This window comes from Methanobrevibacter sp. (genome assembly GCF_045114555.1).
In the GTDB taxonomy this organism is placed as follows: domain Archaea; phylum Methanobacteriota; class Methanobacteria; order Methanobacteriales; family Methanobacteriaceae; genus Methanobrevibacter.
On record NZ_JBGUKT010000034.1, the window covers coordinates 1 to 20,129 of the forward strand.

At 31.4% G+C, this 20,129-nt stretch carries 19 protein-coding genes, 1 tRNA gene and 1 pseudogene; 16 read left to right on the forward strand and 5 right to left on the reverse strand.

Annotated features, from left to right (window positions below; all coding sequences use genetic code 11):
• Together ACJMLB_RS08035 and glp are read right to left on the reverse strand one after the other, a co-directional pair.
• Positions 1 to 198: pseudogene (locus ACJMLB_RS08035) on the reverse strand (AraC family transcriptional regulator); the annotation flags it as partial.
• A 139-nt stretch (positions 199 to 337) separates the two neighbouring features.
• On the reverse strand, positions 338 to 1,582 hold the full coding sequence (gene glp / locus ACJMLB_RS08040) for a gephyrin-like molybdotransferase Glp (RefSeq protein WP_405325168.1): 1,245 nt from the start codon (positions 1,580 to 1,582) through the stop codon (positions 338 to 340).
• Positions 1,583 to 1,951: 369 nt separating this feature from the next.
• On the opposite strand from glp, the gene eif1A reads away from it, so the two are divergent.
• The 14 genes from eif1A (at position 1,952) to ACJMLB_RS08110 (ending at position 16,624) form a co-directional block, all read left to right on the forward strand.
• A complete protein-coding gene (gene eif1A / locus ACJMLB_RS08045; protein WP_292776837.1) occupies positions 1,952 to 2,257 on the forward strand; it encodes a translation initiation factor eIF-1A in 306 nt (101 codons plus the stop codon).
• Positions 2,258 to 2,464: 207 nt separating this feature from the next.
• The gene (locus ACJMLB_RS08050) at positions 2,465 to 3,241 is read left to right on the forward strand and encodes a serine protein kinase RIO (RefSeq protein WP_405325208.1); all 777 of its coding nucleotides are present in this window, start codon (positions 2,465 to 2,467) and stop codon (positions 3,239 to 3,241) included.
• Between the two features lie 260 nt (positions 3,242 to 3,501).
• On the forward strand, positions 3,502 to 4,101 hold the full coding sequence (locus ACJMLB_RS08055; protein WP_295605401.1) for a KH domain-containing protein: 600 nt from the start codon (positions 3,502 to 3,504) through the stop codon (positions 4,099 to 4,101).
• 722 nt (positions 4,102 to 4,823) lie between these two features.
• On the forward strand, positions 4,824 to 6,602 hold the full coding sequence (top6B, locus tag ACJMLB_RS08060) for a DNA topoisomerase VI subunit B (protein ID WP_405325172.1): 1,779 nt from the start codon (positions 4,824 to 4,826) through the stop codon (positions 6,600 to 6,602).
• Positions 6,603 to 6,606: 4 nt separating this feature from the next.
• Positions 6,607 to 7,707: a DNA topoisomerase IV subunit A gene (locus tag ACJMLB_RS08065; protein ID WP_304086930.1), complete on the forward strand. Its 1,101-nt coding sequence runs from the start codon at positions 6,607 to 6,609 to the stop codon at positions 7,705 to 7,707.
• A gap of 193 nt (positions 7,708 to 7,900) precedes the next feature.
• Positions 7,901 to 8,173 (forward strand): metal-sensing transcriptional repressor, encoded by a 273-nt coding sequence (locus ACJMLB_RS08070; protein WP_295605395.1) that lies wholly within the window; start codon positions 7,901 to 7,903, stop codon positions 8,171 to 8,173.
• 265 nt (positions 8,174 to 8,438) lie between these two features.
• Positions 8,439 to 10,292, forward strand: coding sequence for a heavy metal translocating P-type ATPase (locus tag ACJMLB_RS08075; RefSeq protein WP_405325176.1), 1,854 nt, complete (start codon positions 8,439 to 8,441; stop codon positions 10,290 to 10,292).
• Between the two features lie 345 nt (positions 10,293 to 10,637).
• The gene (locus tag ACJMLB_RS08080) at positions 10,638 to 11,180 is read left to right on the forward strand and encodes a DUF2284 domain-containing protein (RefSeq protein ID WP_405325179.1); all 543 of its coding nucleotides are present in this window, start codon (positions 10,638 to 10,640) and stop codon (positions 11,178 to 11,180) included.
• Between the two features lie 20 nt (positions 11,181 to 11,200).
• Complete coding sequence (locus ACJMLB_RS08085; protein WP_405325182.1) at positions 11,201 to 11,881, forward strand: hypothetical protein; 681 nt, start codon at positions 11,201 to 11,203, stop codon at positions 11,879 to 11,881.
• Between the two features lie 117 nt (positions 11,882 to 11,998).
• Positions 11,999 to 13,015 carry a phosphorylating glyceraldehyde-3-phosphate dehydrogenase gene (locus ACJMLB_RS08090; protein WP_405325184.1) on the forward strand — a complete coding sequence of 339 codons (1,017 nt, stop codon included), beginning with the start codon at positions 11,999 to 12,001 and terminating at the stop codon, positions 13,013 to 13,015.
• A 173-nt stretch (positions 13,016 to 13,188) separates the two neighbouring features.
• Complete coding sequence (locus tag ACJMLB_RS08095) at positions 13,189 to 14,025, forward strand: TIM barrel protein (RefSeq protein WP_405325187.1); 837 nt, start codon at positions 13,189 to 13,191, stop codon at positions 14,023 to 14,025.
• A gap of 131 nt (positions 14,026 to 14,156) precedes the next feature.
• On the forward strand, positions 14,157 to 15,284 hold the full coding sequence (locus ACJMLB_RS08100) for an AAA family ATPase (protein ID WP_405325190.1): 1,128 nt from the start codon (positions 14,157 to 14,159) through the stop codon (positions 15,282 to 15,284).
• Between the two features lie 106 nt (positions 15,285 to 15,390).
• Positions 15,391 to 15,462, forward strand: a tRNA-Gln gene (locus ACJMLB_RS08105).
• Positions 15,463 to 15,781: 319 nt separating this feature from the next.
• A complete protein-coding gene (locus ACJMLB_RS08110; RefSeq protein WP_405325192.1) occupies positions 15,782 to 16,624 on the forward strand; it encodes a 4Fe-4S binding protein in 843 nt (280 codons plus the stop codon).
• Between the two features lie 88 nt (positions 16,625 to 16,712).
• On the opposite strand, the gene ACJMLB_RS08115 is transcribed toward ACJMLB_RS08110, so the two are convergent.
• On the reverse strand, positions 16,713 to 16,976 hold the full coding sequence (locus ACJMLB_RS08115) for a MarR family transcriptional regulator (protein ID WP_405325194.1): 264 nt from the start codon (positions 16,974 to 16,976) through the stop codon (positions 16,713 to 16,715).
• A gap of 133 nt (positions 16,977 to 17,109) precedes the next feature.
• On the opposite strand from ACJMLB_RS08115, the gene ACJMLB_RS08120 reads away from it, so the two are divergent.
• Together ACJMLB_RS08120 and ACJMLB_RS08125 are read left to right on the forward strand one after the other, a co-directional pair.
• Positions 17,110 to 17,703, forward strand: a complete 594-nt coding sequence (locus ACJMLB_RS08120; protein ID WP_405325197.1) for a zinc-ribbon domain-containing protein — start codon at positions 17,110 to 17,112, stop codon at positions 17,701 to 17,703.
• Between the two features lie 175 nt (positions 17,704 to 17,878).
• Positions 17,879 to 18,283, forward strand: a complete 405-nt coding sequence (locus ACJMLB_RS08125) for a hypothetical protein (protein ID WP_405325200.1) — start codon at positions 17,879 to 17,881, stop codon at positions 18,281 to 18,283.
• Between the two features lie 224 nt (positions 18,284 to 18,507).
• Here the strand turns inward: ACJMLB_RS08125 and hemA are convergent, their stop codons facing one another.
• Positions 18,508 to 19,707, reverse strand: coding sequence for a glutamyl-tRNA reductase (gene hemA / locus ACJMLB_RS08130; RefSeq protein WP_405325203.1), 1,200 nt, complete (start codon positions 19,705 to 19,707; stop codon positions 18,508 to 18,510).
• Between the two features lie 18 nt (positions 19,708 to 19,725).
• A partial coding sequence (locus ACJMLB_RS08135; protein ID WP_405325205.1) for a bifunctional precorrin-2 dehydrogenase/sirohydrochlorin ferrochelatase occupies positions 19,726 to 20,129 on the reverse strand: 404 nt, incomplete at its 5' end.

The following is a 20,129-nucleotide window of genomic DNA, read 5'->3' on the forward strand; positions in this document are numbered from 1 at the left end:
ATCGTATACAACTTCATTTTCCTTAGCGGTTCTTGGGTTATTGTAGAATATTGCAAATAAGTCTCCAGCAGTTTCGATTTCTTCAACTTCAACCCAACCAGTTAATTTAGAAACCAAAACATCCATATCTTTTAGAGCTCCTTTATAATTCATAATAGCTACTTTTTGATCTTCCATAGTTTTTTCTTTAATTTCCATGTTCACACCTGATAATTATAATGATATATCTTTTTCATGATTTATAATTTTTAAATTTATAATTTTTGAATTATAATTTTTGAATTTATATTTTTTAAATTTATACTTTTAAATTTATATTTTTTAAATTTAAATTTATTTAATTAAAGAGGATTACTTCAACTTCCTCTCCTTCTTCAAGCAATTCGGTCTGTTTAGATACTTTTGTATATCCTGCTGCACTTGCGAGTGAGAATATAGCTCCAGAGTCTTTAAATATTGGGATCACATCGTCACCTTCCACTCTAACCAATTGATATTGCATTCTTCCAATTGGGGAATGGATTCTCCTTTTTAAAGTTCCTTTAACTGTTTTTTGCTCTCCCTCATCTTTGTAGCCTGCTAATTTTTTAATTGCTGGGGCAACAAATACATTAAAGATTACAATTGCAGAAACAGGATTTCCTGGAAGTCCAATAACTATCTTTCCATCAACCACTCCAAGAATGGTTGGCTTTCCAGGTTGCACGGTAATTCCATGAATATGAACTTCTCCAAGTTCGTCAAGAATATGTCTGATATTGTCTCCAACTCCTGCAGAGGTTCCGCCAGAGCATAGCAAGATGTCACATTCTTTCAATGAGTCTTGAATTTTAGCCTTTAAATCATCGTAAACATCTTTAACGATTCCTAAGCATTCGCCTTCTCCTCCACAGTTATCTACACCTGCTTTAATCATTTCACTATTAACATCATAGATTTTTCCAGGTTTCAATTCTTCCTGATTGGTCAATAATTCATTTCCAGTAGATATGATTCCAACTTTAGGCTTTTTATACACTTCAACGGTGTCTATTCCTTGAGCAGCTATCACTCCTATTTTAGGAGGATTGAGCAAAATGTTTTCTTCAAGGATTGTCTGTCCTTCTTTTACATCAGAACCTTTTTGGCCAATGTCTTGGGAAGGAGTAACGCTTGTCAATATTTCAATTTCATCATCTTTGAGTTCATCATTGTCTTCTGGCCTATTGGAGAATTCCACCATAACGACTGCATCTGCACCTTCTGGGATTGGTGCTCCAGTACTTATCTCTACACATTTTCCAAGTTCTACAGTTTTATCAGTGAATGATCCCGCCTCTAAAAAGTCAATGACTTTAAGTTTTTTAGGATTTTCTTCATTAACCCCATAGCTGTCCTCTGACTTAATTGCAAAACCATCTTTTAAAGACCTGTTAAATGGTGGAAAATCAATTTTACTTTCAATTTTACTGAATGTAATCCTATTATTGCTGTCTGCTATATCAATGATTTCAGATTGTGGAGTATAGTATTCATTAAACTTTTCATTAATGATTTCTTTTGCTTCATCTACTTCCTTTATCTTTAAAAATTCTACACCCATTGTATTACCTTTTAAATTTTCAAAAATTATATAATTAATATTTTTTTAATAATATGTTATCTTTAATAATATATTAATTTGATATATTTTATATTATATGTTTTTGTTTAAATTTATAAAAATTTCATCTAAAAAATCAAAACCTTTATAAATTATCTTGTTAGTATTTATATTAAGAAATATATAATATATAATAATAAATTATTTGCTGTATTTTTTAAACAATAATTTTAAAATGATTTTTTTACAATTTATTTAGAAAATTGTTTAATCAAATATATAATCAAATGAAATTTATTATAAATGTTTTATTCAATTATGAAAATGATGTGTTATTAAATATTTGGAGAATGAGCAGGAGGAGAATTTTTGAGTAAACCACAAAATAACGACCAACAAGAATATAGAAGAGTACGTACTCCTAGAAAAGGCGAAATTCCTGGAGTAGTTGAACAAATTATGGGTCATGGAAAAATTAAAGTAAGATGTGCTGATGGTAATATCAGAATGACACGTATTCCAGGTAAAATGAAAAAAAGAATTTGGATACGTGAAGGTGATGTCGTTCTTGTTAAACCATGGGATTTCCAATCAGATCAAAAGGCTGATGTAATTTGGAGATACACAAGAACTGAATCCAACTGGCTTGAAAGAAAAGGCTATTTGACTATGTAAATAAGTAAATCATTGGATTTACTTTTTTATTTTTCTTTTTTTACCAAAATTTTACTTTATTTTTTTAAATATCCTATTTTAAACTACTTCTAAATTTTTATCTAATTTTCAAGCGGTGTTTTTATGGAAGAAAATCCAAAAATGGCTAATGCTGATGCAGAGCTTATGGAAGATGATTCAATGGAAATTGAATCTGATGAAGAAGTCATGAATGAAAATCCAAGAGTGGCTAAAGCGGATGCTGAAGTTCAAAAACTGATTTCACAAAAGAGGATTAAGGATTCAGATGATAGGAAGGTATCTAGTGAAATCTTTGATAAGGCAACATTGCAGGTACTATATAAATTAGCTAATCAAGGTTATTTGGATGTTTTAAATGGTGCTATAAGCACTGGAAAGGAAGCTAACGTATTAAAGGGAATTAAAGAGGATGGCTCAATTGTCGCTGTTAAGATTTATAGGATAGCCACTTCTGACTTTAAGAAAATGCAATATTATATTGCAGGAGACCCTCGTTTTAATGTTAGGTCAAGCAATAAAAGACAACTGATAAACAATTGGGTGAATAAGGAATATAGGAATTTAACAAGGCTTAAGGATGCAGGAGTAAATGTTCCAGAAGCCATTACAAGCTTAAACAATGTTTTAATCATTGAATTTATTGGTGATGAGGATGGAAATCCAGCACCAACCGTGAAAAATTTGCCTCCTCAAGATCCTGTTGACTTTTATGAAAAATTAGTGGATCAAATGGATATGTTCATAAACAAGGCCAATTTGATTCATGGTGACTTATCAAGTTATAATATTCTAAATTTCGATGAAGAGCCTGTGATTATTGACGTATCCCAATCTGTTGTAAAGGATCACATTATTGCCCGTGAATTACTTGAAAGAGACATAAAAAACATCAGCTTTGAATTTAAAAAGATGGGTGTAGATACTTCCATTGAAGATTTGACTAATCGCTTAATAAAAGAATAAGTTACTAAAAACCTATCTAAACTTTATTAGAGGGGTTAATTGTTAAATATTAGTTTTCAAATGCTCTTAGGAAATCTATTTTTTATAAATATTAAATAAATATTTTTAAGTTCCAATTAGGTTTCCATTTTGGGTGTTTTTTAATTTTAAATATTTAATTCTTTAAAAGATTAATTTATCAAAATATTTATTAAATTTAATTGAAATATTTAATATATAATTGCAGATGAATTTATTAAAAAATCAAAGAGGTGAATGAATTGCCGGAAACCGATTATCTTAGAGTTCCTGCAGATAGAGTAGGTGCTTTAATTGGAACAAAAGGAGAAACCAAACAATTAATTGAAAATGCAACCAATACTCATTTGGATATTGATAGTGAAGAATGCACTGTAGCTATTTATCCTAATGAAAATATGGAAGATCCTCTTGGTGTATGGAAAGCAAATCATATTGTAAAAGCTATTGCTCGTGGATTCAATCCTCGTGTAGCATTAAAATTAAATAAAGATGATACTTATTTGGAAATAATCAAATTGCCTTTGTATGTTGGAAAATCCAAAAAGGCTATGGCGAGATACAAAGGTAGAATAATTGGAAAAGATGGAAAAACCAGAGAAATAATCGTTGATATGGCTGAAGTTGATATGGCTATTTATGGAAAGACTGTTTCATTGATTGGTGAACTTCAAAATGTGATGGTTGCTAAGGAAGCAGTTGAAATGATTCTTAATGGATCAAGACATAAGTCTGTCTATGCATTTTTAGAAAATAAGAAGAATGAACGTAAAATGAAAGAGTTCAAAGAAGTTGTTGGAATTGAAAGAGATGAAATTCAATTCCGTGATGACTTAGATTAGAATTTTTTCTTTTATTTTTTTATAATTTTATTATTTTTTATTCATTCAATCATATCTTGATTTTTTATTTTTTTATTTTTTATTTTTTTCATTTCTATTATTTTTTCTATTTTTCTAATTTTCCTTATCTTTCATTCTTAAATTTATTTCCATATTTCTAATATCTATTTTTATTAATTTTATTTTTACAAATCGATATTGTTTTAACTTCTTCGAATCAATTTTCTTAATTAATTGTTATTTTTCATTAAAGATATATGTATGGTTTAATATTTTTTAACAATATTTTTTGATGTGATGTAATTTAATTATATTTAGCTTAAATTTTTATGCTATATGATGATTTTTTTATTAAAATTTTTATAGTAATTAAAAACTTTTATATACTTTCAACAACATATGTATATATAGTGATATATTTACTATAGTTTTGACATACTTTTAAAATACTTTACTTATGTTATTGTCTAAAATTTTAGTAACTTTTTCATTTTTGTATAAAAATTTTCCATAAAAATAATATTTGTATATTTTTATTAAAATATTTAATAAATATATGCTATTTTATGATTACATTACCATATAAAAAAATCATCATATGTTTTTTAAGGGGAATTTTTATGAAAATTTCAGCACTTTAAATAATTAAGTATTATTGATTATTTAATGATTAGTTTAATTAATCCATATGTTAATTAAAAACTATGTAAAGGAGGTTTAATTTGTCTCAACAAGCGCAAGAACTCTTTGAGAATTTTGACCAATTAACTCCATCAGAGTTCTTTAGAAAAAATAAACAGATGTTAGGATTTTCTGGTAAAATCAGATCTTTAACTATTGTTTTTCACGAGTTGATTACAAACAGTTTTGACGCTGCTGAAGAAGCAGGAATTTTGCCGGAAATTAGAATTGATTTAAAGCAACTTGGAAAAGAGCATTATCTTTTAAGACATTCAGATAATGGCCCTGGTATTCCTGAGGAATTTGTAACTCAAGTATACTGTCAGATGTTTGCAGGTTCCAAATTTAGAAACATCCAATCAAGAGGACAACAAGGTTTAGGTTGTAGTGGTTGTGTACTTTTATCCCAAATGACCACTGGTGAGTCCACCCATGTAATTTCCGGATGGAAAGAGGATGGTAAGCTTAAAGGGGTTAAAATGGAATTTAAGATGGATGTAAAAAACAACGTTGGAGATATCATTAAAACTGAACATTTCACTCCAGAAAGCACTGGAGTTTGTATTCAACTCCATTTTAAAGAGGTATCATATTCATTAGCTGAACAAGGGGCATTTGAGTACATTCGTAGAACCATGATTGCTAACCCTCATGCAAAGATTACTTTTAGAGACCCTAAAGGACATAAATACATCTTTAAAAGAGCTGCAGAAATTGTTCCAGTCTTACCTAAAGAAGTATTGCCTCACCCTAAAGGTGTAACTGCTGATGATATTACTCACATTGCAAAAACCACTGATAAGAGAAACTTCAAAAGTATGTTAACTACCAATTTATCAAGAATGTCCTCCAAGAAGATCAAAGAGCTTCAGGAACTTACTGGTATTGACATGAAAAAACGTCCAAAAAGCATGACTTGGGCTGAAGCGGAAGCTATTGTAGAAGCATTTGGAAAAATGAAATTCATGGCTCCTCCTACTTCTGGTCTTATTCCTATTGGTGAAGAGCAAATTGAAAAAGGTATGAAATTAATATTGAAACCTGAATTCATCACTACAATTACAAGAGCTCCTGTTACCTATAAGGGTGGTGTAGCTTTCATTGTGGAAGCAGGTATCGCTTATGGGGGAGATGCTGGTAGAATTGTAAATGAACAAAGGAAATCTGAAATCTTAAGGTTTGCAAACAGAGTTCCATTGACTTTTGATGCAGGAAGCTGTGCTATTACAGAAGCATTGAAATCAATTGATTGGAGAAGATATGGTCTTAGAGACTTGGATAACACTCCATTAACTTTATTTGTTAACATTATTTCCACCCAAGTTCCTTACTTATCCACTGGTAAGCAAAGTATTGCTCCAGAACCTGAGATTGTTCATGAGATCAGACAAGCTACCATGAAAATAGCAAGGAAACTTCAAAGGCATATCAGATCCAAAAAAGCTGAAAAGGAAAAAGCTATGAGATCTAAAATATTTGAAGACTATGTTCCTGTTATCATTGAAGAGGCAGCGGCACTTGCTGAAACTGGTGTTCCTGATTATAAACCGGTTCTTGCTAAGGTTACAAGAAGAGCATTAGCAGAATTGATGGGAGAGAAAGTTGAAGAAGAAGTGGAAGAGGAAGACTACGTAGATTCCTTACTTGAAGAATTAGATGAATTTGGTCATGTTGTAGACAAGGAACATTCAAGCCGTAAGGATAGAGTTCAAGAATCAGATTTAGATGAAGCGTTAATAGATGATGAAAAACCTAAAAAGAAAAAATCTAAAAAAACTGGACAGTCTACATTGTTTGATTCAGAAGACCAGGAGGAATGATTAGATGGCTGAAGAAACTACTACTCATAAACATACTCATAAAGAGCAAAGGAGACAATACACTTTCAATAAACTCAAAGCTTTCGGTCAAGAAATCATAGAGGATGTTGAAAAGGAAAAAGTACCTACCTTAAGAATTCCTTCTAGAGGTACTGGAAACATTGTTTACGACCCAGATAAACGTTATTACATTCTTGGAGACAGATTCGGTAAAAGATCTCTTGGAAATGTAAAGCAAATCAGAAAATTAGGGCAAATGGTTTATGTTGCTAATTTCTGTAAGGATTTGGTATTAAGAGACAAGACTGCAACTATCAGGGAAATGTATTATATCTCTGAAGGTTGGGGTATTGAATTCAATAACCAACAGGAATCCAACATTGTAGGTGAGGATTTAGAAGTTGCATTAGGTGCTACCCGTGAAGATTTAGGATTAATGCCTGAGGAAGACGGTGCATCCGTTTATGGAGACATCACCTTGCTTGATGGCGATTTTGAAATCAATGCTGCAAGAGCTGGTAAATCCGGTTATACCATTTCACCAACCATTGACCAAGTGGAATTATTGGATTGTGGTGCAGACTTTGTGCTTGCAGTGGAAACCATGGGGATGTTCCACAGGTTAGTGCAAGAGGATGCTCATAATAGATTCAACTGTTTGATTGTAGGTCTTAAAGGTCAAGCAGCTCGTGCAACAAGAAGATTTATCAAAAGGGTTAATGAGGAATTAGGTCTCCCTGTATATATCTGTAACGACGGAGACCCTTGGGGATTCCACATCGGACAGGTAATTATTTCCGGAAGTGCAAAATTAGCTCACGTAAATCATGATTTAGCTACTCCTGATGCTAAATTTTTAGGGGTAACTGCATCAGATATCATAGAATATGATCTTCCAACTGACCCATTAAAAGATATCGATGTATTGAGATTGAAAGAGCTTTCAAAAGACCCAAGGTATCAAACAGAGTTCTGGCAAACCGAAATTAAGAAAATGCTTAAGATTGGTAAAAAAGCAGAACAGCAATCTTTTTCCAAATATGGTCTCGAATATGTAGTAGATACATATTTCCCAGAGAAATTGAGACAATTTGGACAATTATAATAAATTAATTTTTTAATTAATTTATTCTTTCTTTTTTTATTTTTTTAATTATTGTATCTGGGGACTTTTTTTAATTGTTTTTCTAATATTAACAAATCCTTTTTTTATTTTTCAAAACATTTATATAGTACAAAGTTCAATTTTAATATATACATACCCCATAGGGTATATTGATTTATTTGGTGGTGTTATTTTGAAACAGTGTATGGATTCTGATAATCTTCATAGAAGAATAAAAAAGATTATAGGTCAATTAAATGCTATTGATCGTATGATAGATGAGGATATTCCTTGTGAGAATATTTTAATGCAAGTAAACGCTTCTAAATCTGCTTTACATAAAGTAGGCCATATAATAGTGGAAGGGCATCTTGAGCACTGTATTAAGAATGCAATTGAAGCAGGAGACAGTGATGAAGCAATAAATGATGTTTCTACTATTTTAGAATATTATTCAAGATTATAATTAAAAATTTTAAAAGTTAGATGGGAATCCGTGGAAATTTTATAGATTAAATTGTTTTTAGGGAGAATTCTTTAAGTTTCTCAAATAAACAATTTTTTCTATTTTTTTTCAAATTATTCGTATACCTATAAGGGTATACCTATATGCATTGGCTTGGAGGCTTAAAATGGACATAAAAAAATTTTTCCTTAACGATAAAAACATAATATCCCCCGATTCTAATAGTCGTAATATACATATTAAGGACTTTTTTATAGATAGTCAAATGAAGGATGTTTTATTCATATTCATTTCCATTATCTCAGTAGTTCTAAGTTTTATAGGTACGGACATATTCAGATTTGACTTAATTTGGATTGCCATATTGTTTTGTGGCATTCCTATTTTTAAGGAAGCAATAATAGGTCTTTGCACAGAATTTGACATAAAGGCAGATGTTCTTGTCTCAGTTGCAATTATTTCTTCAATTCTTATTGGAGAATTATTTGCTGCAGGAGTGATAGCTGTCATTATGGCAATTGGAGGATTTTTAGAGGAATTCACTGTTTCTAAAACAAAAGCAGGAATCAAGAATCTCATTGACTTGAATCCTACAATTTGTACTTTAGTAATCAATTATAATAGAAAAAATGAAAGTGAGATAGTGGTTCCAGCTAATTTGATTAAAGTGGGAGATATTGTAAAAGTTGTTCCAGGAGAAATTGTTCCAGTAGATGGTGAAATAATCCTGGGCGAATCTTCTTTAGATCATTCTGTCTTGACTGGAGAATCCATACCAGTGGATAAAGTAGTTGGTGATGAAGTATATAGTGGAACTATAAATCTTTATGGTTCTTTTTTGATGAAAGCCACTAAAAAAGGAGAGGACAGTTCTCTTCAAAGATTAATTAAAATAGTTGAATCTGCAAGTCCTGAAAATGCGAAAGTGGTTAGAGCAGCGGATAAATGGGCTACTTTCATTGTTGTTATAGCATTTATCTGCGCAGTTTTGACTTTGGTGTATACTGGAGAAATCATACGTGCAGTGACTATTTTGGTTGTATTCTGTCCTTGTGCATTGATTTTAGCTACTCCCACAGCCATTATGGCATCAATTGGAAATTTAACCAAAGTGGGCATTTTAGTCAAAGAAGGGATTTCAATTGAAAAATTAGCTAAAATAGACCATATGGTTTTTGATAAGACAGGTACTTTGACTTATGGAAAACCTGTTGTCACTAAGATTATTGCATATGATAATGCAATTAGTGAAAAAGAATTGATTCGTTTATTCGCTTCATTGGAAAGCCCATCTGAACATCCTTTAGCTAAAGCTATTGTAAAATATTATAAAGACAATTATGATGGAAGTTTGGAAAAAGTTTCAAGCTTCGAAATGATTATTGGAAAAGGAGTTACGGCTACTTTAAGTGATAATAAATTATGTGCCGGCAATGAGGAATTCTTAAAATCATTAGGGGTAAATTTGCCTAGTGATTTTATATTGAATAATATTTCTAGAGATTTAAATCTGGGTGCAACAGCAATTTATCTTTCAAGAGATGGAGAATTATTAGGGGCAGTTTTACTGGCTGACATTTTAAGAGATGATGCAGCAAATCTCATTGGCCAATTAGATAAATTAGGTGTAAAATCTACTTTATTAACTGGAGACAATAGGAATGCTGCTGAGCATATTGCCTATGATGTAGGTATTGAGGATTTAAAATACAATTGTCTGCCGGGAGATAAGATCTCTAAGATTAAAGAATTCCAATCCAATGATAGGAAGGTTGCAATGATTGGCGATGGAATAAATGATGCGCCAGCTTTAAGACAAGCGGACATTGGAATTTCAATGGGAGGTGTTGGCAGTGACATCTCAATTGAAGCATCTGATGTATGTCTTGTAAGTGATGACATTAAGTATATTCCACATTTGCTTGCACTTTCTAGAAAAACCATCAGAACTATTAATATTGGAATCGCCTTTGCTTTGGGATTAAATATTATAGCAACAATTCTTGCCGCATTAGGATATTTGGGTCCTATTGGGGGAGCATTTATACATAATATTGGATCTGTAATAGTGATTATCTATTCTTCTTTGCTTTTAAGATTCAAAACAAGGGTTGATTAAACAATAATAATTTCTTAAAAACAGATATGATAAAAAGGTGATAAAAATGATATTTGAATTTGCTATCCTTTGCATATTATTGTTTTTTGTACTTTCATTAGCATTTTTAAGAGCTTGAAATGTTTGAAAAATATTTTAAAATACTGATACTATTTCATTTTTATTTTTTTATTTTTTTATTTTTTCAGTCTTTTAGGCTTGTTTTTTTAGTTTTTTTTAGTTTTTTTTAGTTTTTTTAATGTCCCTTTCCATTTCTTTTTTTAAAAAATTTTATTAATGATTTTATTAAAATATTTATCATAAGAATTCTAATTATAGAATATTAAATGATTTTTCAGTGATTTTATGATTAGTTTAGATGAATTAAATGAAGAAATTAAAGAATTAACAAAAGATTATAAAGGTTTTAAATTTGAATATATTGACACCGCCACAATTGTAGTTGAGCCATGGACAAGATTAAAATGTCAATATGGATGTCCTAACTATGGCAAAACACTTGTATGTCCGCCTTATACTCCAAAGGCAGAAGAGTTTATTGGTATGGTAAATTCCTATAAAACTGCCATTTTATTTGAAATCAGTTTAGCGTCCATTGAAGATAATATTGGTGGAATCTCTAAAATAGCATTGGATATAGAGAATTGTTGTGCTCATTTTGGTTATTATAAGGCATTTGGTATGGGTGGTGGACCTTGCATGGTTTGCAAGTCCAAAGGTGAAGAATGTAATCTGGAGGAATGCAGATATCCTACAGAAGCCCGTCCATCTGGTGAAGCTTGTGGTGTGGATATTCATAAGACTATTGAAAACAATGGTTTTGATATTTTAGGAATTGATGAGGAGAATAATAGTTATTTCTGTTATGGAATTATTTTATTGGATTAAAAAATTTTTAGGGGGATAAAATGGAATTGAATAATAGAACTACAATAATCATTGTTGTTGCCGTAATATGTTTAACTTTCATATTAGGTACAGCATTATACTTGAATTCAGGAGGAGAAATCATTCCTCTTTCTCAAGAAGTGCCAATGCATATTATAAATACTACTTTTTCAACTCAACATTCTTTAGATGCAAAAACAATCTGCACTGTTAATGTAGGGTCCGAGCATGCTGATGAAGAGGTAATTGTGGAAGTATTGTATAGTAGAGATGGTTCTAATTTAAATGATGGTGACAAAGCTAAAAAAACTGTTGCTTCTGATGGGACCATAGTTTGTGAAAGCAAGGAATCATATGACAAGTACCCTGACCATGCAATTGTAACACTTTTTGATCTTGATGGAAATGTGCTGGATAGTGCAGATGTTACTTTAGCTACTGATGACAGTACACAAGTGGCTGTTGGTAATGGTACTGTAACTGCAAAATCAATCACTCAAGCGGAACATTCAGCATCTGACAGCAAAACTGGCTCTAGTGGTAAAAGGGTTACTGAATGGGTGGAAGATTTAGATTTATCAGATAAGGCAGGATATGATTGTCATGTTTACATTCATCATAGAAGTGATGGTACAAAATATTATATAGATGATGAAGGAAAAAAACATTCTGCTCCAGAAAGTCAGGAATGGGTATTTTAACCCAATCCTAAATTTAATATCAAATTATATATAGATTGAATTATAAATCTTTAATTATATATTTATTGAATTTAATGAGTTTATATAAATTTAATATTCTTAAAGGAAGTTTAAAAAATGAAATCTGTAGCTATTAATGGATTTGGAACTATTGGTAAAAGAGTGGCAGATGCTGTTGCTGCTCAAGATGATATGAAAATCATAGGTGTTAGTAAAACTAGACCAAACTTTGAAGCAAGAACTGCTGTAGAAGAAAAGGGATATCCTTTATACATTGGTATTCCTGAAAGAGAAGGTCTATTTAAAGAAGCAGGAATTGAAATTGCAGGAACTGTTGAAGATATGGTTCAGGAAGCGGATATTGTAGTTGACTGTACTCCTGGAAACATCGGACCTCAAAACCTTGAAATGTATAAAAAAGCTGGTGTAAAAGCTATTTATCAAGGTGGGGAAGATCATGAATTAACTGGATTGTCTTTCAACTCATTTTCTAACTATGACGATTCATACGGTGCAGACTATGCAAGAGTAGTATCCTGTAACACTACCGGTTTAACCCGTACCTTACACACTCTTAATCCATTAGTTGACATTAAAAAAGTTCGTGCTGTAATGGTTAGAAGAGGATCTGACCCTTCTGAAATCAAAAAAGGTCCTATTAACGCTATTGTTCCTAACCCTCCAAAAGTACCTTCTCACCACGGTCCTGATGTACAGACTGTAATGAAAGGCATCGATGTTACTACAATGGCTTTACTTGTACCTACCACTTTAATGCACCAACACAACCTAATGGTTGAAATTGGCAATGAAGTAACTAATGATGAAGTAATCGATGTACTTGAAAAACGTTCCAGAGTTATGGTTGTTGAAGCTGCTGCTGGCCTTGACTCAACTGCAGCACTTATGGAATATGCTAAAGATTTAGGAAGAAGCAGAAACGATTTATATGAGATTCCAGTATGGAAAGAATCAATTAACGTTGTAGGCAATGAATTGTTCTACATGCAAGCAGTACACCAAGAATCTGATGTAGTGCCTGAAAACGTTGATGCTATCCGTGCAATGTTGGAAATGGAATCTGACAATGAAAAATCCATTGCTAAAACCAACAAAGCTATGGGAATTTTATAAATCAACATAATTTCAGATATAATTAATTAAATAGAGTTATTCTATTTAATTTTCTTACTTTTTTTCTAAATCATAAAATTTTTAATTTCTATTTAATTGTTTAATTTCTATTTAATTGGTTTAATTTCATTTTTTTATATTTTATCATTTTTTTAATTATTTGTGGTGTTTTTATGAAAGATAAGGTTATTTTTGGTCCAGCTGGAAAACCAATAGAATTCAATGGAAAAGCACATGAGTCTCCAGAATTTTTAGGGCCTTTAGGGTTATATGCATTTGAATATCAGTCCACTTATGGTGTCAGAATTGGCGAATCCTCTGCACTTAAACTTAGGGAATCTGCTGAAGAAAATGGGGTTTTAATGTCTATGCATTGTCCTTATTATGTGAATGTCTGTTCTAAAGAGGAAGAAAAAATTGAAAGTACAATAGATAGATTGGTTCAATCTGCAAAAGTTGGTGAATTCATGGGTGCATATAGGCTTGTATTCCATCCAGGATTTTATTCAGGCAGAAAACCTGAAACCTGTATGGATTTAGCTAAAAAGACTTACACAAGACTCCTTGAAAGATGCGAAGAGGAAGGAATAGAAAACTTTACTTTTGCACCTGAAACTACTGGAAAGCGTTCTCAATTGGGGAATATTGATGAAATCATTGAAATGTGTGCCAGTTTTGACCACTTTGAGCCTACAATTGACTTTGCCCATGTTCATGCAAGGGGAAGAGGAATCTTAAATAAAAAAGAGGATTATAATTGCATATTCTCAAAGCTTGAAGACAATTTGGATATTGATAGATTGCATTGTCATTTCACTACAATAGAATATACTGACAAAGGTGAAAAGAAGCATCACACCTTAGCTGAAGATGATGAGTATGGTCCACACATTAAGGATTTGCTTTTGAATCTAATTGAAAACGATTGGAAAGCTACAATAATTTGTGAAACTCCTTTAATAGATCAAGATGCCTTAAGAATGAAACAGCTTTACGACTCCTTAATATAGGTAATCTAAACTTAATTCTTTTATGAAAATATTTAAATAATGTTAATAATATATTAAGTAATCTAAACGATTATAACTAAATAATCAAAAAAATTTTTATTATTTTAAACATTCGATTTGATGTGATAGATGTGAAATCTGAAAATAAAAGTTCAAGCAAAAAGAAATCAGAGGTTTCCATTAAGAATAGGGCTAGTTTCAATGAAATTGAAACCAAGGTTATTGTATTGGAAACTGCAGGTTATCCTTTCAATTTTGGATTATTGGAAGGGCCTAATTTAGAGATATCTGATAAAGTTCTTTTTGAACAGTATGCTATAGACCAATGGAGCGGAACATCAGTTAGAACAGGTTCTTATCTATTTGATCAAAAGATTATCCCAGACTTTGCATTTAAGATCATCACTGCATATCCTGAAGACTCTGTAATCGGTGAAAGCACCTCCATTACAATAGTCACTAAAGATGACGACACACAGGACTCTGTAAAAAGGGTCAGGTCCGATGTTTTCTTTGATGATGTTGTAGGTCAGGAAAATGCCAAAAAGAAATCAAAACTCATTTACAGATATTTGCAGGACCCTGAGAAATTCGGCCCATGGGCTCCAAAGAATGTTTTGTTCTATGGACTTCCAGGAACTGGAAAAACCATGATGGCAAAGGCATTGTCAAATGAATTGAATATCAATCTCTTTTTGATAAAGGCAACATCCCTAATAGGTGATCATGTTGGAGATGCAGCAAATAAGATTCATGACCTGTATGAAACAGCATCTAAATCATCCCCATCCTTAATATTCATTGATGAAATAGATGCAATTGCATTGCATAGGTCTTTCCAGTCATTAAGAGGCGATGTTTCTGAGATTGTAAACTCTCTTTTAACTGAAATGGATGGCATCAATCCGAATGATGGAGTTGTGACTATTGCTGCAACCAATAATCCTTCTTCTATTGACTTTGCAATCAGAAGCCGTTTTGAAGAGGAAATTGAATTTAAATTGCCAAATGATGAAGAGCGCAGAGAGATAATTCAATTGAACCTCAACACTTTCCCATTGAAATATGATTTGGACATTGATAAGCTGGTAAAACTTTCAAAAAGAATGTCTCCAAGAGACATCAAGGAAAAGATATTGAAAACAGCTCTTCACAATGCAATCATAAACGATAAGGAAACAGTGACAATGGATGATGTCCATTTTGCATTGGAAGTAAATAAATATGAAATAGAAGAAGTCAAAGGAATGTTTGAATAGTGAACATTCCGCTTTAATTTTTTTAATAATTAAACTACTTTTATCTTTCTACACTACTTTTTTTTAAATTTAATTTATATATGATGATTACTAAAAATAATTGCATAGTCCCGTGGGGTAGTGGCAATCCTTTTGGGCCCTGGACCCAAAGATAGCGGTTCGACTCCGCTCGGGACTACTTTTTTATTCTCTTTTTTTCAAACACTTGATACATTTTCTACCATTTTCCATGACTTTAAGGAGATGGGTAGCTTAACGATATTTAAGAAATGATTTATTAATGGTTGTTTTATCAGTTCGTAACACCCCTAATTAAAGAAGCAAATTAAACAAACAACATAGTGGAAATAGAGAAATTGTAAATTGCTTTGACAAAACTTTTTATAAGTTGTACAATAAATGATTTAAATAAGAAAAATAAGAAAAAAACATTAATACTTCATTAAACCGAAGCTTTAAGAAACGGCAAATACATAATATATTATTGAGGATATCCTATGAAAAAGACTTCAATTTTGGTATTTCTAACTATTTTTGAAATAGTGGCAGTTACATTAACATTGGCCTTAGATGACATATTCTACTTTTTTAACTTTACATATATTGGCTTGGCCCTTGCAATTGGAATTTATCTTCATCTCTCAAATAGCAAATATTCAAGATATGGTAGGAATGTAATTCAATTGGCTATAGGATTGTATATTCTCATTTATCTTGGATTAATATCCCATGAGAACATGATGATAGAGGGATTCTGGTATTACTTGTTTTTAGGCTCATTTACAGCAGCAGTAATTCATTATGCGGTTGCAAAGATATTCGGACCGCTGCTCTTTGGCCGTGGCTGGTGTGGATATGCATGCTGGACTGCTATGATTTTGGATCTGTTGCCATACAAGTATCCAAATCAAAACCTTGGCCATAAGAGAAAAGGATTCGGATATATCAGATATGTGCTATTCATTGCATCATTTGTCCTTGTTTTAGGGCTATTCATGTTTAAAATAAGCAATTTGGAAATGTGGATGTTTTACTTATTCATCTTAGGCAATGTAATTTATTATGCTATTGGAATATCTCTTGCATATGCCCTTAAGGATAATCGGGCATTTTGCAAATATATCTGCCCTACAACAGTTTTCTTAAAAGTCTCAAGCTATTTTTCATTGCTTAGGATAAAGCATGATGAAAGTTCATGCATAAATTGCAATAAATGCTTGAAGGTTTGCCCTATGGAAGTGGATATCTTTGACAATTCCAGAAAAAGGGAAAATGGAACTGAATGCATACTTTGCTTGAATTGCATTAAGGAATGTCCTCATAGTGCTTTGGATTTATAGGTTTCTTAAAACTACTATTTAAGGAAGTAAATTAAACTTTTAAAACTATCAAAGTGGGATAATTTATTTTATTATTTTTTACTTTTTTTCATTGAATTTCATCATTATACTTAATAAGATTATAGGCTTCAATCCCTTTTTCTGTTAATTTATAAAGTCTCCCTATTTTCGCATCTTCATTAATACAGGTTACAATATCTTCTTTTTTCAAATCGGATAATATAGCACTAATTTGATTTATTCTTAAGTCCATTTCTGCGGCCATTTCTGAAGGCATTTTAAACTTTTTATTCATGTTCATTACTAGATTATATCTATTGTTTGAACGTTTGATATAAGAGACTGTATTCATAATTTCACTATTTTCCATAAAAAGTTATATATTATTACTAATAATATATCATATTAGTAAGAATTTAATAATAGATTAATAATAATTTAATATTATTCTAATAAGTTCAAACTATTTTTTAAAGGAGGTTCCTATGGCAAAAAATATAAAACTTTTGGAAAATTTAAAATCAAAAGTAACGTATGAAAATAAGACAATTTATGGAATTGTAATGATTGTTTTAGGTTTAATCATTTGGGGATTGACACATGATTATTTAGGAATAATGGATATTATCATAATAATGATCCCATCTATTCTATTGGTCATTCCAAATGAAAGTGTAAAGAACAGCAAGATTATGGGGATTATTTTAGCTATTGTACTAATATTCATCATTTTATCTTGCATAGGCAGTCTTATGGGTGTTGAGGATATAGTTTCTTATTATTATAGAGAATATCAATATTACTATGCCTCTGCTTATATGGATTATAAAGGACTATACTACTCTATAATGGGACAAATAATATTTGTCTATGTTGCTCAAATTGTATATTCCATCTTAAACTTGGTTTCATGTTACATGATGTCAATACCAACTAAAAAGAATGAATCTAAGGCTGTTGCTTCAAATTCAAATAATGAAGAACAAGAAAATCAGTTAAAAGTTAAATACTGTAAGGAGTGCGGTACTCAATTGGATGAAGATTCTAAATTCTGCCCATCATGTGGTAAGGATGTTTAATGTATTTAGTCATATTCATAATGGGGATATTTACGGTGAACCTCAAGGAGACTATTGCTATAAATGATATATATTAGATGACGATAAGATTTATTGGTATTTTAGAAATGAATCAGGTTATAAATCCATGGTAGTCTGTTTGATCAATCATTATTATAAAATTTTAGGTGATAAATTGGAGAAAAAGCATAAAATCATATTAGCAATTGTGGCTATTTTGGTAATTGTAGGTGTTTGTTTGTATCTAAATTATCAAGATACTTCTATAGATGCTATGACCACTACATATTATTCTGGAAGCGGCACAATATGTGCAAAGGCAAACTTGATGGGTCCTAATGGTGTTATAGAAGGAGAACCTATCAGAGTTGTCATTATTGGGGCTGATAAAGTGGTAGCTAATTTTACAATAGTGTCTGGCGAGGAACATAATGTTACAGGTTTGACAGGGCAACACGATTATCTAGTGTCATATAAATATGAAGGCCATTATCCATACAGATCTTCAAGCTATGATGACAGGGATATAAATGTTGTTTCTGGAAGAACACCAAATTATAGTCTTCTTAGTTTCCTATAAGTTAGGTAAATTTAATTTTTTTTTAAATTTTTATTTTTTCTTATTTTTCTTATTTAATTGATTTTTGTGGAAGACATTTTTAACAGTGATCTTGGATGGGTTTATACATTTAATAAAAAATAAAAAATAATTTAGCTCTTTTGCTTTGGCTAAAAATAAATTTAATCATAGGCAATGCAAAAACACCATTCTATCATTAATCAAAAAACAGTTATTTTTTAAATCTATTTTCTTAAGAGTGCTTCGCAGATTTTCAAGATGTTTTCTTCGTCCTCTTTTGCCAATTCTTTGATGTTCTTGGAAATGTCATAAAATATCTTATTGACAATTGATTGAGTCATCTTATCTATGGTTTTTATATCCTTCGCATCTACACTATTTAGTTTAACTATGCCCTTTTGACTCTCACGTTGTCTTATCTCTTCCATAGACTCTCTTAAACTACCAAGTAATGAGTTTATTTCAATTAAATTAAAGGATTCTTTAAGTAAATCAAACTCACTTTTGATTATCTTTTCCGCTTCGATAACTTCCTTCTCACGAAGCTTTTTATTTTTCTCAGCAATTCCCCTTAAGTCATCGATGTTAAATAAGTCAATGCCTATTTCCTTAACGTCCTCTTCAATGTCTCTTGGATTTGCAATATCAATGAAAACCATCTTTTTTGGTATTTTCTCATCAAATACTTTCAATAGTCTTGCTTTATTGATGATTGCATGAGGCGCTCCAGTGGAACTGATTACAAGGTCTGCATTGATCAGTTTTTCTTCCAAGTTATCAAAGAGAATTGCTTCCCCCTCAAGTTCCTCTGCCAGTTTAATAGCTTTGTAATAAGTTCTGTTTGCAACAAAAATAGCTTTCAAGTTCTTTTCAGCCAATGCTTTAGCAACAAGGGTTCCCATCTTTCCTGCACCAATAACAAGAACATTCTTATCTTGCAACTCTCCAAGATTTTCCTCTGCAAGGTCAACTGCTGCTGAACCGATGGAAATGGATCCCTGATTGATTTTAGTCTTGTTTCTTACAACTTGACCAACATGTATTGCCTTTGTGAAAATAGCATCCAATTTCTTTCCGCAATGGCCTTCCCTTTCACTTTTCAATTTTGCATCCTTCACTTGTCCTAAGATTTGGTCTTCACCGATAATCATGGATTCAAGACCTGAAGTCATTCTGAATAAATGCAAAACTGCTTCATCACTATATTGTATTATGACATATTTGTTTTCGCAGTCTAAGTCAAGTTCATTGTAATCTTCAGCATAAAGGAAATACTCATATCTATTGCATGTATTGATTTCAATATATTCTTTAACATCAATCTGTTCTTTTAAAGTTGAAAACAATTCTTTCAAATCTTTTGATACCTTTTCCATAGTTTCTATGTCTGCAAGGGTGTGGTCTACACGTATATTGATTATCAATTTTGAGTCTCCTTTATTTTATGATAAGTCAGAGTTAATTATGCTTTCTGCAAGCCTTTTAGATTCATCTAATTTATTTTCCTTTAGGCAGTTTCTTATTTCTTCATTGTTTAGAATGCTCTCAAGATATTCCCTTCTCACCTTTTGGTCATCTACTTTTTCCTTAAGGATTTTTCTTGCATGATCTTGGAGTTTTATTTCGAGAATATCCTCTTTTGTAATGATGGATTGAATCTTTTTTCTAAGTTCTCTAGCCATTAAAGGACTTTGCCCATTTGTATAAATGGATATCTCTATATCATCTATCAAGAAACTTGTAGGCGCTATTATATTTCCTTCTTCAGGTTTGTCTGCTCTGTTAATTAATTTTCCTTGGCTGATGGATGCAATGTATTCGCATAGCTTTTCATCGCCGCTTGCGG

Coding starts and splice junctions, on each gene's coding strand:
- glp (WP_405325168.1), bottom strand. CDS start 1,582: ATGGGTGTAGAATTTTTAAAGATAAAGGAAGTAGATGAAGCAAAAGAA.
- ACJMLB_RS08050 (WP_405325208.1), top strand. CDS start 2,465: ATGAATGAAAATCCAAGAGTGGCTAAAGCGGATGCTGAAGTTCAAAAA.
- ACJMLB_RS08065 (WP_304086930.1), top strand. CDS start 6,607: ATGGCTGAAGAAACTACTACTCATAAACATACTCATAAAGAGCAAAGG.
- ACJMLB_RS08075 (WP_405325176.1), top strand. CDS start 8,439: ATGAAGGATGTTTTATTCATATTCATTTCCATTATCTCAGTAGTTCTA.
- ACJMLB_RS08080 (WP_405325179.1), top strand. CDS start 10,638: ATGATTAGTTTAGATGAATTAAATGAAGAAATTAAAGAATTAACAAAA.
- ACJMLB_RS08085 (WP_405325182.1), top strand. CDS start 11,201: ATGGAATTGAATAATAGAACTACAATAATCATTGTTGTTGCCGTAATA.
- ACJMLB_RS08090 (WP_405325184.1), top strand. CDS start 11,999: ATGAAATCTGTAGCTATTAATGGATTTGGAACTATTGGTAAAAGAGTG.
- ACJMLB_RS08095 (WP_405325187.1), top strand. CDS start 13,189: ATGAAAGATAAGGTTATTTTTGGTCCAGCTGGAAAACCAATAGAATTC.
- ACJMLB_RS08110 (WP_405325192.1), top strand. CDS start 15,782: ATGAAAAAGACTTCAATTTTGGTATTTCTAACTATTTTTGAAATAGTG.
- ACJMLB_RS08115 (WP_405325194.1), bottom strand. CDS start 16,976: ATGAATACAGTCTCTTATATCAAACGTTCAAACAATAGATATAATCTA.
- ACJMLB_RS08120 (WP_405325197.1), top strand. CDS start 17,110: ATGGCAAAAAATATAAAACTTTTGGAAAATTTAAAATCAAAAGTAACG.